Origin of the sequence: Mucilaginibacter sp. 22184, assembly GCF_052045695.1 — a bacterium.
Classification (GTDB): Bacteria; Bacteroidota; Bacteroidia; order Sphingobacteriales; family Sphingobacteriaceae; genus Mucilaginibacter.
The window spans coordinates 57,618-73,786 of sequence record NZ_JBQEPI010000012.1 but is presented as its reverse complement, the minus strand read 5'-3'; the positions used below and the strand labels follow the sequence as shown (position 1 = coordinate 73,786).

The following is a 16,169-nucleotide window of genomic DNA, read 5'->3' as shown; positions in this document are numbered from 1 at the left end:
ATTTCTTATTTATTTGTACAGGTTGATCTTTGCCGGTCAGCCTCCCTTTCTCCACGATTATTGGATATCATGATATGACCAGGCCATCTGTAATAAAACTTGCACTTCTTTTATGCTTCGCGATACCGGCTATGGTGACTGCTCAAACGCGACGTACGGCCCCCCGCATAACCTTCGGCAAAAACGCCCGCAACATCGCCCGCATAGCCAATGATTCCCTGGTACTCATTAGCGGCACTACCTATTTGTTTACCGTGGATACCCCCGAAGACCAGGGTCTCGTCTCCACCAAAGTAAGCGTAGGCGATTTGCCCGGACAATTGGCTTCGACCAATGGCAACGCTCAAAAATATACGGTCATTGATCAAAATGACAAAACAAAAACCGATGGCGATATCAACACCGGCGATAAATTGATAGTAACATCAAAAGGAGCGTCAAAAACCTATCATATTGCCGTTAAACCGATGGCCCTTAGCGGCCGTCTGAGGTTGGATAATGCAACTATTACCACAAAAGCCAGCCGCGATTTGGTGTTGTATTTTACCGCAGGGCAACGCAGTCCGGACGCTACCTTAAAGATCTTTATTCCCGCCGGTATCACCGTCACCTTGGATAATACCACGGTAAATGTTATTGGGCGGGGCGAGGTAAAACTAAGCCGCCTGGCTACCCAATCCATCGGACGGGTTGGCACCAAGTATTCTTACTCCCGGGTTGGGGATGTCCGTATTTCCGGTTCCACCGCTTTAGGCTCGGTCATTACCTTCCATCATCTCGACCTGAGGCCTGCAAACGGCGCCGATCTCCAACTCCGCATCAGCGACGTCAATCTCAAAAAAACAGGAAAATACCTATTCAGGGCATCATACGGTACCTCCAAGCCCGAGGTATTGACAAGTCCCGGCACGGGCCCCGAAACAGCTGTGCTCACCGCTACCCGAACCATCTCCGATCTGGAACGGACACCTGATACCGCTATGAGCTACCGCGAAAAACCTGACCTATATACCACTACCCATTTTAAATGGGGAAAGGGTGGAAAAGCATCCGGTGCGCAATTGATGCAATCAACAGACCAAGGCAAAACATGGTCGGCAGCATCGGCCAAAATCGATCTTAAAAAAGCCATAGCTTCGGTTTCGGGTCTGGTTCCCAACAAGCTTTACACCTTTAAGCTCAACGTGAAGGATGGTGCGCAAAAAGGCTATTCCAACACGGTTTCGTTTTACTCGGGCAAAATGGATATCAAATCCTTTGGCGTTACCGGCAGCGGCACCGACGATACCGAGAACATCAACAAAGCTATCGCCTATCTTCACCAGTTGGGCGGCGGCACCCTGTTATTTACCCAGGGCACTTATATGGTTCGCACTGTTCACCTCCTGAGCAATGTTTTCCTGTACCTGGAAAAAGATGCCATCATCAAAGCCATCAAGGGTGGCGATGCGCCAGAATCAACCTGGTTTAGCGATCGTAAATACCGCTCGGGCCTTTCCCCTACCGACGCCGGCCCTTATGCCGATCCTGAAAACTATATGACCAAGCAGGATGTGGGTCATCATTATTTTAAAAACGCCATGTTCTTTGGCGAGCGGCTGGATAACGTGAAAATCATAGGCAATGGCCAGATCAACGGGAACGCCAACCTGGTTAATGGCGATGGTGTGATGAAAAACCCACCCGATAATCGTTGCGATAAGATGTTTTCGCTCAAACTGTGTACCCGCGTAGAGATTGGAGGCATCTATCACCCCGAAGATCTGTGGTACGACGAAACCAAAGATGAACCTTATTACATCGGCGCTAACGGTACTAAAAATTTCGACAGCGATAACATGCTCAAACTTGATCGCTCCGGGCATTTTGCTTTACTGGCTACCGGTACCGATGACATCAACATACACGATACCTACATCTGCAAAAACAACCAAACCAATGTGCGCGATGTGTATGATTTTATGGAGTGCAATAAGGTAAAAGTCACCAATATATTCTCGCGGGTAAGCTCTGATGATGTGATAAAACCGGGGTCCGACTGCTCACTGGGCTTTACCCGGCCGGCCAGCAATTACCTGGTGCGCAACATTATTGGCGATACCAATTGCAACCTTATCCAGTTAGGTTCCGAAACCGCCGACGATATTACCCAGGTTTATGTAGATAATATTTACGTACTGGGCGCCAACAAGGCCGGTTTCTCCATATCAACCAACGATGGCGGCCACGTAAAAGATATTTACCTCAACAGTGGTCGTACCGGCCCTATCCGTGAGCGATCCAAAATGTACCGGGCCACCACACCCTTTTTTATATCCATATCCAACCGCGGTCGCGTTATCGGTGCCGAGGCTGGCAGATACACATTTACCGAAAACGGCAAAAAACACGATGAGCTGCTGATTAAGAACGTAAACATTGGCCAGGTAGAAAATATTAACCTTAAAGCACTGGATGTATATGAAGTTTATGGCGGCAGTTCATACAATGGTAAACGCTGGAAGCCTTATGATGGCACCCAGCGCAGAGCCTCGCCCATTATTGCGGGCTACAAGCTGCCCAATAATGCCGACGTTACGGGCGGATTGGATTTTAAACTGCCCAATGGCCTGCATACAGGCTATATAAAAAATGTTGCTTTTGATGATATCAACTTCCTGGTTAAAGGAGGCAACCCGATAACCGATACCACTGCCGTTCCGGCCGAGCTTGGTGTGGGGCAATACAATGCCGCCGATCTTAAGATACAACCCTCCTACGGGCTCTGGGCCAGGCATGTGAAAAATATTTCGGTTAATAACTGCACGTTTAATTACGAGAAACGCGATAGTAGGTATGTCCTGTTTTTTGACGATGTGATTGGCGCCGGCATCAGCCATATCAAAGCGGTACAGGCACAGGATAATGCCATAGTAATAGGCACAAAAAAAGCGCAAAACATACAGGTATCCAACTCCGTATATTATCATGATACCTGGGGGAACGCACCAGCAGCGTTAACAGCGCCCGCTAAGGAGTGATTGTTATGCCTAAAAAGGCTGTCACCCTGTCGAAGGGTGTGCGCAGGAGGGTAAAACTACTGTCATTTCGAACGAGGAACGAGGAGAAATCTTTTACGATTGGCTATTGAAACTTAGCATCACGTAGAAGATTTCTCTTTCGCACCATGCACGTACCCCGCCCATGCTCTATCGAAATGACATCCTTTTATTTCTTTTTTAGAATCTCATATCCTCAATAAGCGTACTCTTCAACAGCACTCAAAGCTTTGGGCAGCGCGGTTTCTTTGGTTTCGCCCCTGAAATGCCCCTCCACACGGAAAACGGTTATGTCTGTCAACCCAATCAAACCAAGAACAGTTCTGAGGTATGGTTCTGTAAAATCATAACTTTTCAAGGCCCCTTCAGAAAATACCCCGCCCGAAGCGATACTCAAATAAACCTTTTTATTTTTTACAAGTCCTTCCGGCATACCGCCTTCAGCATAACTAAAAGTAACACCACCTCTAACAACATGATCTATCCATGATTTTAGTGTAGATGGGATACTAAAATTATACATCGGCACACCAATTACAATAATGTCGGCATCCTGAAGCTCGCGGATAGCCTCGTCCGAGTGTTTAACAGCCTCGCGGTGCTCAGGCGTCCGTGCCTCCTCGGGGGTATAAAATGCGGTAAACTGCGATTCTTCCAGGTGCGGGAACGGTTTTTGGGTCAAATCACGTGTTTGCACGGTACTACCGGGATAAACGGCGGATAGTTTTTCCAATATAGCTCCGGATAATTTGTTGCTGTAGGATTCATCCCTTTTCACACTCGAAATGATATTCAATATCTTTTTCATTGTTTTTTATTTTTTGTTTAGTCAAAGGTATCCAGTATAACTATACAAAAGATACTAGTATACCAAAGGATAGTAGTATCCTTTGGTATACTAGCGAATTGAATATGTTAGAATTCCCCATTCTGCGGAAGAAATAAAAGAGGGGAGCGAAGATGTTATCCCCATCTTTTGAGAAAAATTTAGCTCTTGCCAGATAAAACTATTTAGTTATATTAGTGATACCTTAAACTTTATCGCTATTGACATGAAACCTCTCCTGACTATCACTGCCCTATGGGCTCTTATCACTATTAGTTATACCGCCCAGGCACAACGCCAGTTAATTCCGGAAAACCTAACTTTTAAAGATTGCAGTGAGCAGCCCCAAAAAATAAAAGCCTCTTTTTATCCTGCAAATGATTCACTGATTATAACTTATGGAGGTCTTCCAATTTTTGCAGAAAAAAAGGCCTCGGACCCTGATCTGAAAACCCGCATTGTTAACAAACTCAAACAAAAGATAGACATCTCATCATGCAATAACTCCTCAGATATTATTAGACGATACCAGGAGCTATTGGAAAAATTACCTGATCTGATTGCAAGCCGGATAAATAAAAAAATAGGCGATAAAACGCGTAGCATGCCCCTTGATCATGAATCGGCATTATGGGAATTACTGAACAACGATTTTACTTACGAATTTTCAGTTGTAAGTACCGATAATACAAACATCAACTCCGGATATAAGGTATTAGGTTCAGTTGATGGTCAATACAAATTTGATGCAGATGGCCTAAAAAAACCACTGATCCGAAACAATATCGACACCGTATTAAAATTCATACATGTTAACACCGGAATTAAATTATCTGCTATGTATATAGTTAAAAATAAAAAAAACTATGTATGGCTTGATACCGCCGGCAAGGATACCATTCAAATAACCCAAAAAACAGCCGATAAGTTCACGGGCAAAGCATCACACTTAAAATATAACAAACAAGCAGCCGACACAACACTTAGCGTATTTGAGTTAAGCCTGGATGCCGACAAAAGCAAATCCGCTGATAAAGCCAAAACAGAGCTGAACAGCTTTCAGGCCAAAAGGATCTCGTTTGTACTTGGCGTTGGTTCCAGTGTGTTTCCCTATCAGTTATATCAAAATCCTGCAGTTGATAAATCGCTCAATAACAATGTAATTATTGAAAAAGGGCAGCATATTAAAACAAATCTTTCGTTTGGCATTGTATACACGCCTTTTTTATACAAATTTATTGATGCCGATCATCCGCAGGGCGAAATTGTTGCCAAGGGCCTGTCATTGGCTACATTTATAAATCCGGTAAATTTAACCAAAGCCTCTGACGCGCAATCGTTCTTCAGCGCCACCGATTTTGGTGTTGGAATTGGGTATAAGTTTGTTGGCAGCCTGATGATCCTGGGAACTATTGAGTTTTTTTCAGTTAATCAACCCCGCGACTGGTTTATTGAAAAATATAAATCAAATGATAAGAATTTTTCTGTGCCTGGTACCGGTGGCACCACCAATGTTCAGCAATCATTTGACCTAAATGATAGTAATATCTTCAGATCCAGGATAATACCAACCATTGGCTTTAAAGTATGTTACACCTTTGATATTATTAAAACCTATACCTCCTTAAATACCGACAAATAAATATTTCCTGTATTAATCCTTTCCCCAAAAATCCAGTCTGATAAAAAAGCGCTTTACCGATAAAATGGCAAAGCGGCTTTTTTATTTGTTTATATATGATCGTTATAGTTAAAAAACGTTAAATAAATGACTGTACGTCAACTTTCTGTAGGTACATACGATTTGTTTTTACTTATTTTTGCTACATCAAATTTAAAGTCATGCAAAGGAAATTAATTATCATTGCGAGCTTACTGATAGGTAGTTTTTACAGCGGCGTTGTACACGCCCAGCAAACAACCGCTTTAGAACCTGATCAAAATCCAAGATATTTGGAAAGTCAGTATAAATATATGCGTGGGGCCGACAGCCTGAACAGCCTGCACGGTACTACTATTCAAAACACGTACAAAGCTTACGACTGGTACGAGGCAAAACTGGAACGCCGTCGTCAAAACCGCGAATGGCGCCACGAGGAACGGATGAATGGTTATTATGATTACAGCCCGTCATGGAGCCTGTATGGCGGCTACTCTTATCCCTACAGTAACTGGGGTTGGAACAGTGGCTGGGGAGGCGGCTGGGGCGGTCGTTACGGAAACCGCGGAGGCTGGGGCACTAATATTGGTGTTGGCGTAGGCTGGCGCTGGTAACAATTTACACAAAATACTATCTTACTATATAAAACCCCGAACAATACACATGAAATTCAACAAAATTATAGCAGTTGCTGCCATTGCAGTTTCAGGAATGCTTATAGCTTCATCATGCTCCAGACAAGTAACACGTGTTAGTACAGACGAAACTATCGACATCAGCGGTAACTGGAACAACAGCGACTCCAGATTAGTTGCAGCCGACCTTACAGATAAAATATTGAACGCTCCCTGGATCAATACACACCAGGAAGAACATCAGGGTAAACGCCCTGTTGTTATTGTTGGCTTTATCCAAAACAAAAGCCATGAACATATTGACGCCGAAACCTTTGTAAAAGATGTGGAAAGCGCGTTTATACAAACCCAAAAAGTACGTTTGGTACAAGGCGGTAAAAAACGTGAAGAACTGCGTGCCGAAAAAGAAGATCAGCAAACCAATGCCACCGTTTCGAGCATGAAAAAATTCGGTTTGGAAAATGGTGCCGACTATATATTGCAAGGCTCTATCAACTCTATTGTCGACGCGCACAAACGTCAGAAAGTAGTTTATTACCAGGTTAATCTGGAACTGACCAACATCCAAACCAACGAAGTAGTTTGGATAGGCGAAAAGAAAATAGCCAAATACGTAAAAAATTAAATCGGTATCAAGTAGTTAGTATCAAGTATCAAGATTTTTGAATACTATTTATTCAGATTTACGAAGCTGTCTTGATACTTGATACTAACTACTTGATACTGATACCTTCACAATGATAAACCTCCGCAAGTATATTCTCCAGGCATCGTCTGTTATAGGATTGATGCTTTTTTTGTCAGGCTGCGCATCTTATAATGACCGTATTCTTCCGTATTATAAAAATGTTTCGGCCGGGAATTACAAAGCGGCCGAGGTTGAGCTTGATAAGAACAGCCTGATCCAAAAACCTCGTAACAAACTCCTTTTCCTGATGGAAAAAGGGAGAATCAGCCAGCTGAACGGCGAATACGAAAGCAGTAACCGTTACTTTAATGAGGCCGATTCGATGCTGGAACATGGGCTCACAAGCGCTGCCGATGAGGCTGTTGGTGCATTGGTGAACCCCATGGAGCAACGGTATAAGGGCGAGGATTTTGAAAAATTCATGATCCACTATTACAAGGCGCTCAATTATATGTACCTGCACAATATTGATGAAGCTGTGGTAGAGGCCCGCCGGATCAGTCTGCAGGCACAGCAACAGGGCGACAAATTCAATAATAAAGATAACCGTTACTCAAACGACGCGTTTTCGCTGATGCTGCAGGGCATGTTATATGAAAGCAACAACGATGTGAACAACGCTTTTATCTCCTATCGTAACGCGGCCGAGATCTACCTCAAAAGCTCCGACAAAACTTATTACGGTACCCCAATGCCATTAGGCTTGCAGCAGGACGTGATCCGCACCGCCAAACTGAATGGCTTCACCACCGAGGCCGACGAATTTGAACAAGCATTCGGTTTCAAATACACCCTACCCAAACCCAGTGATGGCGGCGAACTGATCCTTTTTTGGGAAAATGGTCTGGCCCCGGTTAAAACCCAGGTCGACTTGTTTTTCAGCCTGATCAGGAACAATAACGGAGATCTTTTCTTTACCGACGCAGCTGGGGGCATAGTGGTTCCTTTTAATTATAGCGGCGACAGATATAAAGTAAATACCAAATCGGTAGAAAGCTTGCGGGTAGCCTGGCCAAAATACGTTGCGCAACCCCCCTATTATTCGGGCGCGGTGATCACCAATAATCAGCAGCAAATACCACTTGAAAAAGCCGAAGACATCAATCAGCTGGCCTTTAAAACCTTGCAGGAACGTACCTTAAAGGAGATCGGTAAAACCCTCTCCAGGCTGGCTGTAAAAAAGATTGCCGAATATTCTGTGCGGGCAGCTGCTAAAGATAACAATGGCAATAACAATTCCTTATTGCAGGGCATAGGCTATGGCATACAGCTGTACAGCCTGCTATCAGAAAAGGCTGATACGCGTAACTGGCAAACCCTGCCCTCGTACATTTCGTACGCGCGTATCCCGCTGCAAAAAGGCGAAAACCAGATCAGCCTAACCCTAAAAAACAGCCACGGCGCCGATGAAGTAAAAACCATCAAAGTAAATGGTACCGGCAGGTTGCAGTTTTATAATTATTCATCATTGCGGTAAACAACTCACTGGATCTACACTTCGTTTCTCCATCCGTTATTGCATATCCCAAACATTTTTTGTATCTTTAAGTACATCCAAAGCCCAGCCCTGCTTACTTGAATATTGTAAGCAGGGCTGTTTGGTTAAAGAGAAAAAAGCACTCAAAAACCGACCGTTCGGCATATAGTTAACTAACTATCAATCACATTAATCTTTTTAAATCCTAAAAATCGTGTCGAAAATTTGTTAAAAAGTGTTAAAATGGATGATTTTGAATAAGTTTTGAGCAGTTTTCGATCTATTTCGCCCCGTTTTTGATGAGAAAAGTGTTAAAATAGAGGTTTAAAAAGTTTTTGATCAGCGGGGAGCTGTTTGAATTTTATAATTATCTTTAATTGGGTAGTCCCAACTTCAGGAACCTGTCACCATCAACTTATCATACCATGGCCGAAAACAAAACCAAAGAAACCACAGCCAGTGTAGCCGAATTTTTGAATTCGGTACCCGATGAAACCAAACGCACAGATAGTTTCAAACTGGTGCAGATTATGGAAGAACAAACCGGTCTGAAAGCCAAACTGTGGGGCCCCGCCATTGTGGGCTTTGGCACCTGTCATTATAAATATGAAAGCGGTCGTGAAGGTGATATGCCATTGGTTGCTTTTTCTCCACGCAAAGCTGAAATTTCCCTTTACCTGATGCTGGACCCTGCAGAAAAAGAAAAACTGCTTGCAAAGTTCGGCAAGCACAAAACCGGAAAAGGCTGCACCTATATCAAAAAACTGCAGGATATCAATGAAAAAGTGCTCCGGGAAATGATCAGTTCTTCCATGAGCTACGTAAAAACAAAGTATGGCGCCCAGTAATAGCTGTCAAATAATTAAGTGTTGATATTTGGAATCTCATTAATTTTATCTTCTTTTGAACAAGGGTTCAATGAGTTATCCTGATTAAAACAGAGGCCCTTAAGCAGGTATGCAGCGTGTACCGGCAACAAACCAATTTGAGCATTAATTTAAAGGATAAGTATTGTTGGCAAAGCCTTTCAGTGTACTTCAAAGTGCCTTGACACTCTTTGTGTATACTGGTTTGAGCATTTAAAGCTTAACAATAACTTAACTTGTAAAATTAAGCATAGTAATACCTTAGTTATATAATTGCCCCTATTGATTATTTATAATGGATGATATAGAATTACTGTCGCAAGTAAAAGCAGATGACAGGGAAGCCTTCAACTCCTTATTTCTAAAATATCATCCCTTACTATCAGATTTTTGCCGTTTTTTGGGTATAAACAGTGATGACGGTGAAGATGTTATTGCTGACGTTTTTCTGGATCTGTGGGTAAAACGGGAGCGTGTGCTTATCCATTCATCCCTAAAATCATACCTCTATGGTGCAGTAAAAAACAGGGTTTACACGCTCAAAGGTAAAAATCAAAAGATGCAATTGCTGCCCGAAGAGTTTGCATCGGATAAAGCCATCAGCGACCATCTCAGGCCCGATGAAATGCTTTTCCGGAAAGATCGCCGGCTCATGATCGAGCGCTTTGTTGATGAATTACCAGAGCAAGGCCGGCTAATTTTTATGATGAACTGGCAACACCAGCTTGACTACCAGGAAATTGCCGAAATTTTAAATATTTCCCCAAACACAGTAAAGACACATATTTACCGATCTGTAAATTATTTCAGGAAACGTTTGCTTTTTGTTAAATAATCAGCCCCAATGTTAACATTATATTAAATCGTAAAATCATGTAATCGAATTATGCTGATTTGAATACTTACTTCAAAATGGCATACATGGATGAACATCACTACCTGCTGATTATAGGTTACCTGGAAGGAAAAATAACCGAAGAGGAGACCCAGTATTTATTACAGAAAGTTCAAACGGACAAGGAGTTCTCCGATGCTTTTGAGGATATCGCCGAGATCTGGTCGGCCAGAAAGGCTATACCCAATAATAGCAGCAAGGCCAATGATGCATTAGCCCGTTTAAATAAAAAGATAGATAGCCTGGAGGCATCAGGATCCGCTTCCAAAAATGGATTGGTAGAAACCAGGCACCCAATTACCATCATCCGGAAATTAAGACCTATACTGACCGTAGCTGCATCCATACTGGTTCTTGCAGGCGCCTTTTGGTTGTATAAGGCCAAACTTAGCAATAAACCTGCGGGTACGCTGACCATGACCGAAAAGCATACCGCTCCTGGCGAAAAGAAGAAGATCGATCTGCCAGATGGTACTGTTGTTACCCTTAACGCGTCAAGCAGCCTGCATATCGCTAATACTTTTGGCGATGATAAACGAGAGGTGTACCTGGATGGCGAGGCATTTTTTGATGTAAAGCGCGATCCGCAAAAACCATTTATTGTTCATACGGGCAAAATAGCCACACAGGTACTGGGCACCCACTTCAACGTTTGGGCGTATCAAAACGACAGCAATATTACCGTATCGCTGGTGCAAGGTAAGGTTCAGGTGGATATGAATAATGATCCATCTAAACGCATCATCCTTGACCCGGGCAAACAAATGACCTATTCCAAAGCAAATCATCAGGCCCATGTTACCGATTTTATAGCCGAAGACATCACCGGCTGGAAAGAAAACAAACTGGTATTTAACTATGACAGCTGGCCCGACGCCGCCAAAAAATTAAGCAGATGGTATGGCATACCTGTGCAACTGAGAGACAGTACCCTGCTGCGTTGCAAGCTGAAAGGTACTTTTGATAACATCCCGCTGGCCAAAGTAATGGAGCAAATTAAAATGGTAGCAGATGTATCATGGCAGATGCAGGGCAATAAAATGATCATATCCGGTAAATGTAACTAAACACAAGAAAGGTAAAGTTTAATGAAATAAGGAAAGCATAAAACAACAACAGGCAGTATGATCAGATCATACCACCTGCCCGTAATCAGGTTCTCGCCAAAGGACCCAATTCATTTTAGTAAAACAATCTCAAAAATATGAAAAAATATATATTCTCGCTTTTAAGTGCTATTTATTTGATGTGCACGGTAATGCAAGCTGGCGCAGCCACTGTAAACCGCACATCAGACTCCATAAATTGCACTATCCAGGTTTCCGAAAAATCTATCAAGGAGGTGTTTTCTCTGATAGAAAAACAAACCGGTTTACGCTTTATACATAATGCCACTGAGGCACAGCTCAGCAAAAAGATCAGTCTGTCTGAAAATAACCAGCCTATTGATGATGTATTAAAAAAGATAGCCAAACAATCGGGCTTATCATTTAAAAGGGTTGATCAAACCATATACGTACAAACCACCGCCAGGCTGATGCGCGTATCTGGCAAGGTTATCGATGCCCAAACCGGCGAAACCTTGCCCGGCGTATCGGTAAAGCTCAAAGGCAGCACAGATGGTACCGTAACTGATATTTCAGGCAGTTACCATATCGAGGCTGCCGAAAAAAATACACTGGTATTTTCATTTATCGGTTATGTATCTCAGGAACTTCCGGTATCTGGCAGTACCGTAAACGTATCATTGAAACCAGATCAGGCTGCGTTAAAAGAAGTGGTAGTAGTGGGTTACGGTAAACAATCGCGTAAATTATTAACCAGTTCCATCGTTTCTGTTCAAAATAAAGACTTTAACAAAGGCGCGTTCAGCAACCCTGCACAATTACTGCAAGGTAAAGTAGCCGGCCTGAACATTACCCGTTCCGGCGACCCTAACGAAACACCTTCTATTAGCTTACGTGGCCCTTCAACCCTACGCTCAGGCCAGGCACAGGAACCATTTTATGTAATTGATGGTGTGCCAGGAGCCGATTTCCGCCTGGTTGCTCCTGATGACATTGAAACGCTGGACGTATTGAAGGATGCCTCTGCAACCGCTATATATGGTACCCGTGCTGCCAATGGTGTAATTATCATCACTACTAAAAAGGGCAAAAGTGGTCAGGCAGTAATAGCTTACAATGCCTACGCCGGTTTTGAGAAAATAGCCAATAGCATCAAAATGATGAATGCTACTCAATTGAACGATTATCTGACCAAAAACAACCTTTCGCTCGACCCATCCGACCAAAAAGGTGCCAATACCGATTGGCAAAAGGAAGTAAGTCGTACAGGTTACTCTCAAAATCATAACGTAGCCCTTAGCGGTGGCTTTAACCAAACTGCCTATAGCGCCTCTGTTAATTATTTTGACGATAAAGGTATATTGAAAGGTAGCGCCTTAAACCGTTTAACTACCAAAATTGCCGTGGAGCAAAAGGCTTTTAATGATCGTTTAAAATTGGGTTTATCGGTAAATAATGCGACCAGTAATTCGGACATTATCCCTAACCAAAATATTGTGCTATACAATATGCTGCGTTACCTGCCAACTGTTCCGGTGATGCAAAACGGCGCTTATACCGAAAATTTGCAAAGGGTACAATATTATAATCCGGCAGCCCTATTGGCCGATGCTTATCAAAAAACCAAAAGTAAGCTGAATTTGATCAATGCTACTGCCGAGCTGAAATTACCTTTTAACTTTACCTACAACATCAGCCTGTCGTCACAAAGCGAACAGGTAAATGGTGGTGCTTTTTATAACAGTAAATACACGCTTGACCAAGGCGTAAATGGCGAAGCTTACCGCTCCTCATTTGAAAACACCCGTAAAGTAGCTGAAACTTTTTTGACCTATGCTAAAGCTACCGGCAAGCATGACATCAATGTATTGGCTGGTTACAGCTTACAACAAGATGTTAACGGCGACGGTTTCCAGGCCAATAACCGAAATTTCCCGACAGATGATATTGGTTACCTGAACATTGGTTTGGGTTCGCCACAAGCTGGGTTTGTGACCGACTGGGGACCCAACCTGTATCAAAAACTGCGTTTAATATCTTTTTACAGCAGGGCCAAGTATAGCTATGATAATAAATACCTGTTACAGTTATCATTAAGACGTGACGGTTCATCAGCTTTTGGCGCCAACAACAAATGGGGCACTTTCCCATCGGCTTCATTGGGTTGGAGGATCACCGAAGAATCATTTATGCAGAATCAGCATCTGTTCAACGATCTGAAACTGCGCGCCAGCTACGGTATCACCGGTAACTCCCTGGGTTTTGATCCGCTGATATCTCAGATCAAATACGGCACATCGGGTGCATTTTATTACAATGGCACCTTCACCAATTCCATAGGTCCATCACAAAATGCCAATCCTGATTTGAAATGGGAAAAAACCACCATGTACAATCTGGGTCTGGACTTTTCTTTATTCAAAGGCAGGTTAAGCGGTACCATTGAAGCTTATAATAAAAAAACCAACGATCTGATCTATTTCTACCCGGTATCAACTACTCAATACTTTGTGGGTACTTTAACCGCCAACGTAGGTTCGATCTCCAATAAAGGTTATGAGGTTACTATTGACGCGATACCTGTTCAATCGAGCAAATTCCGCTGGAATACATCTATCAACATAGCGCATAACAACAATAAACTGGTATCCTTATCAAACAGCAGCTTTAAGCTGGATTCAATCCCACAGGCAGAACCAGGTGGCCAGGGCGAAACCGGCTACAAAGTACAGATCTTGAAAACAGGCTACCCGGTTGGCCAGTTCCTGTTATATAAATATGCCGGTAAAAATGCCGCCGGTGTATCACAGTTTTACAGCCGTAGTGGCGGTGTTACCACTACCCCAACTTCAAAAGACTATTACTATGCTGGTAATGCGCAGCCTAAATTACTGTTTGGGTTTAACAACAGCTTTACCTATGGCAATTTTGATCTGAATGTATTTATCCGCGGCTCATTGGGCGGCAAGGTATTGAACGCTACCCTGGCCGACCTGAACCGTACCAGCGATGTGCGGAGCTATAACCTGCCGGTGTCATCAGCCAATGAATCACCAAAGGATGTTAACGCCTATTTGTATTCCGATCGCTATATCGAAAGCAGCTCTTACTTAAGACTTGATAATGCTACCCTGGGTTATACCTTCCCTAAGTTCACCCCGGGAATTCGTAACCTGCGTTTGTATGTATCTGGCAATAATCTGGCCGTTATAACCGGTTATAAAGGTATTGATCCTGAAGTTTCGTTGGGCGGCCTTACGCCAGGTATTGATAATAAGAACTACTACCCGCGTACCAGGGCTTTCCTGTTCGGTTTAAGTGCTTCATTTTAAATCATCTCATTAACAGATCAACATGAAAACTTCCATTCATAAATACTGCGCCATATTTTTAACCGCGCTTACCATATCATCATGCACCAAGGTTGATGTACCGGTTGAAACCGAGTTAACCCCTAATAATTTTCCTGTAACGCAGCAACAGTTTATCCTGGCATCAGGAGCTGCCTATGCTCAATTAAGAGGCTCTTTTGCACAGGCTTACTGGCAAATGCAATCGTTAAGTACAGATGAGGCCATTATGCCTGCAAGAGCCGGTGGCTGGCGCGATGGAGGCCGTTATCAGCAATTGCACCATCATAGCTGGAATGCCGATCTTCCGGAGGTTCAGGACGCCTGGACATGGGGCTTTGGCACCATTAGTACCTGTAACCGGGTTATTGCGAGCTTTGCCACTGCCCCTGATAGCCCAGCCAAAACTACTACTATTGCTGAGTTGAGAGCCACCCGCGCCCTGGTGTTCTTCTTTATGATGGACCTATATGGCAATATCCCCGTAGTAACCACTTTTGGTTCGGCCGATAAACCAGCGACCACTGCTCGTAAAGATGTTTTTGCATTTATAGAAAAAGAATTGAACGCGGTGATCCCTCAATTGAGCCAGGTTGTTGACCAAACTACCTATGGCAGGCCAACGCAATACACTGCCTATGCCATACTGGCCAAAATGTATCTGAATGCCCAGGTTTACACCGGCACCAGCCGCTATGACGATGCCGTTAAGATGTGCGATAACATCATTGCATCGGGCAAATACAGCCTGGAAGATGATTACATCAAAATGTTCTATCCTGATAACGGTCCTAAAGACAAGGAATTTATCTTTGCTATTCCTTATGACCACGCACAAGCCCAGGGTGAGCAATTTACCTGGTACAACCTGCACCCGGCCTTACAAGCCAAATATGGTTTGCTATATCGTCTGAGTAATCCATGCAGCACTATTCCTTCTTATTACGCTCAATTTAATGATCCTAACGATATCCGTACCAGCATCTGGCTTATTGGTAAACAGTATGATTTTGCCGGCAACCCTATCATCATCAAAACCACTAAAAAAGGGTTGGATGCCTCCTACAGCGGCCCGGATCCAACTGCACCGGTTGATTTCCAGCTAACTTTTACACCTGACCTTACTCTGGTTGATGTACCTACCTTTGAGGTTGGTGGTGATGAGTTGGGCAAAGCAAAGGGTATCCGTAATAACAAATACTATCCGGATGTGACCGCTACAGACCGCAACCAAAGTAATGACGTACCGGTATTTCGCTACGCGGATATATTGCTAATGAAAGCTGAAGCCATTTTACGCGGAGCAACAGCAACTAATGGCGATAGTCCATTATCATTGATTAACCAGTTAAGGGCAAAACGTAAAGCCGCTACCTGGACAAGCGTTGATCTGCCAAACCTGTTACAGGAACGTGCACGCGAACTGAACTGGGAAACCTGGAGAAGGAATGACCTGATCCGTTTTGGTAAATACGAAGAGTCATGGGGTTACAAAACAGACAATAACGTAAACAAACGTCTGTTCCCGATTCCTTCTGCCGAAATTATCCTGAACTCGAAACTGCAGCAAAACCCTGGCTATTAATTAATACCCCCCAAACCTTATCACAGCCCTTAGCTTTTAGCTAAGGGTTTTTTATTGACCAAAATTTTATAAATAGCGTATG

General features: G+C 43.4%; 11 protein-coding genes. 10 read left to right on the top strand and 1 reads right to left on the bottom strand.

What is annotated here, in order from left to right; genetic code table 11:
* The first annotated feature begins 74 nt into the window (after window positions 1–74).
* Window positions 75–3,020, top strand: coding sequence for an endopygalactorunase (locus ACTJKG_RS24145; protein WP_440740625.1), 2,946 nt, complete (start codon window positions 75–77; stop codon window positions 3,018–3,020).
* Window positions 3,021–3,234: 214 nt separating this feature from the next.
* Here ACTJKG_RS24145 and ACTJKG_RS24140 read toward each other — a convergent pair whose 3' ends face one another.
* Window positions 3,235–3,846: an FMN-dependent NADH-azoreductase gene (locus ACTJKG_RS24140; RefSeq protein WP_172337786.1), complete on the bottom strand. Its 612-nt coding sequence runs from the start codon at window positions 3,844–3,846 to the stop codon at window positions 3,235–3,237.
* A gap of 244 nt (window positions 3,847–4,090) precedes the next feature.
* Here ACTJKG_RS24140 and ACTJKG_RS24135 point away from each other — a divergent pair, with 244 nt between their 5' ends.
* The 9 genes from ACTJKG_RS24135 to ACTJKG_RS24095 all read left to right on the top strand — a co-directional run bounded on the left by ACTJKG_RS24135 (window position 4,091) and on the right by ACTJKG_RS24095 (window position 16,087).
* Window positions 4,091–5,506 (top strand): hypothetical protein, encoded by a 1,416-nt coding sequence (locus ACTJKG_RS24135; protein WP_440740624.1) that lies wholly within the window; start codon window positions 4,091–4,093, stop codon window positions 5,504–5,506.
* Between the two features lie 200 nt (window positions 5,507–5,706).
* Window positions 5,707–6,138, top strand: coding sequence for a hypothetical protein (locus ACTJKG_RS24130; RefSeq protein WP_216650689.1), 432 nt, complete (start codon window positions 5,707–5,709; stop codon window positions 6,136–6,138).
* Between the two features lie 49 nt (window positions 6,139–6,187).
* The gene (locus ACTJKG_RS24125; protein ID WP_440740623.1) at window positions 6,188–6,784 is read left to right on the top strand and encodes a penicillin-binding protein activator LpoB; all 597 of its coding nucleotides are present in this window, start codon (window positions 6,188–6,190) and stop codon (window positions 6,782–6,784) included.
* Between the two features lie 112 nt (window positions 6,785–6,896).
* Window positions 6,897–8,324 carry a COG3014 family protein gene (locus ACTJKG_RS24120; protein ID WP_440740622.1) on the top strand — a complete coding sequence of 476 codons (1,428 nt, stop codon included), beginning with the start codon at window positions 6,897–6,899 and terminating at the stop codon, window positions 8,322–8,324.
* Window positions 8,325–8,701: 377 nt separating this feature from the next.
* The gene (locus ACTJKG_RS24115) at window positions 8,702–9,172 is read left to right on the top strand and encodes a DUF1801 domain-containing protein (protein WP_440740621.1); all 471 of its coding nucleotides are present in this window, start codon (window positions 8,702–8,704) and stop codon (window positions 9,170–9,172) included.
* A 313-nt stretch (window positions 9,173–9,485) separates the two neighbouring features.
* Window positions 9,486–10,025 carry an RNA polymerase sigma factor gene (locus tag ACTJKG_RS24110; RefSeq protein ID WP_440740620.1) on the top strand — a complete coding sequence of 180 codons (540 nt, stop codon included), beginning with the start codon at window positions 9,486–9,488 and terminating at the stop codon, window positions 10,023–10,025.
* 86 nt (window positions 10,026–10,111) lie between these two features.
* A complete protein-coding gene (locus ACTJKG_RS24105) occupies window positions 10,112–11,152 on the top strand; it encodes a FecR family protein (RefSeq protein WP_440740619.1) in 1,041 nt (346 codons plus the stop codon).
* A gap of 137 nt (window positions 11,153–11,289) precedes the next feature.
* Window positions 11,290–14,484, top strand: a complete 3,195-nt coding sequence (locus tag ACTJKG_RS24100; protein WP_440740618.1) for a TonB-dependent receptor — start codon at window positions 11,290–11,292, stop codon at window positions 14,482–14,484.
* Between the two features lie 22 nt (window positions 14,485–14,506).
* Window positions 14,507–16,087 (top strand): RagB/SusD family nutrient uptake outer membrane protein, encoded by a 1,581-nt coding sequence (locus ACTJKG_RS24095; protein ID WP_440740617.1) that lies wholly within the window; start codon window positions 14,507–14,509, stop codon window positions 16,085–16,087.
* Window positions 16,088–16,169 lie beyond the last annotated feature (82 nt).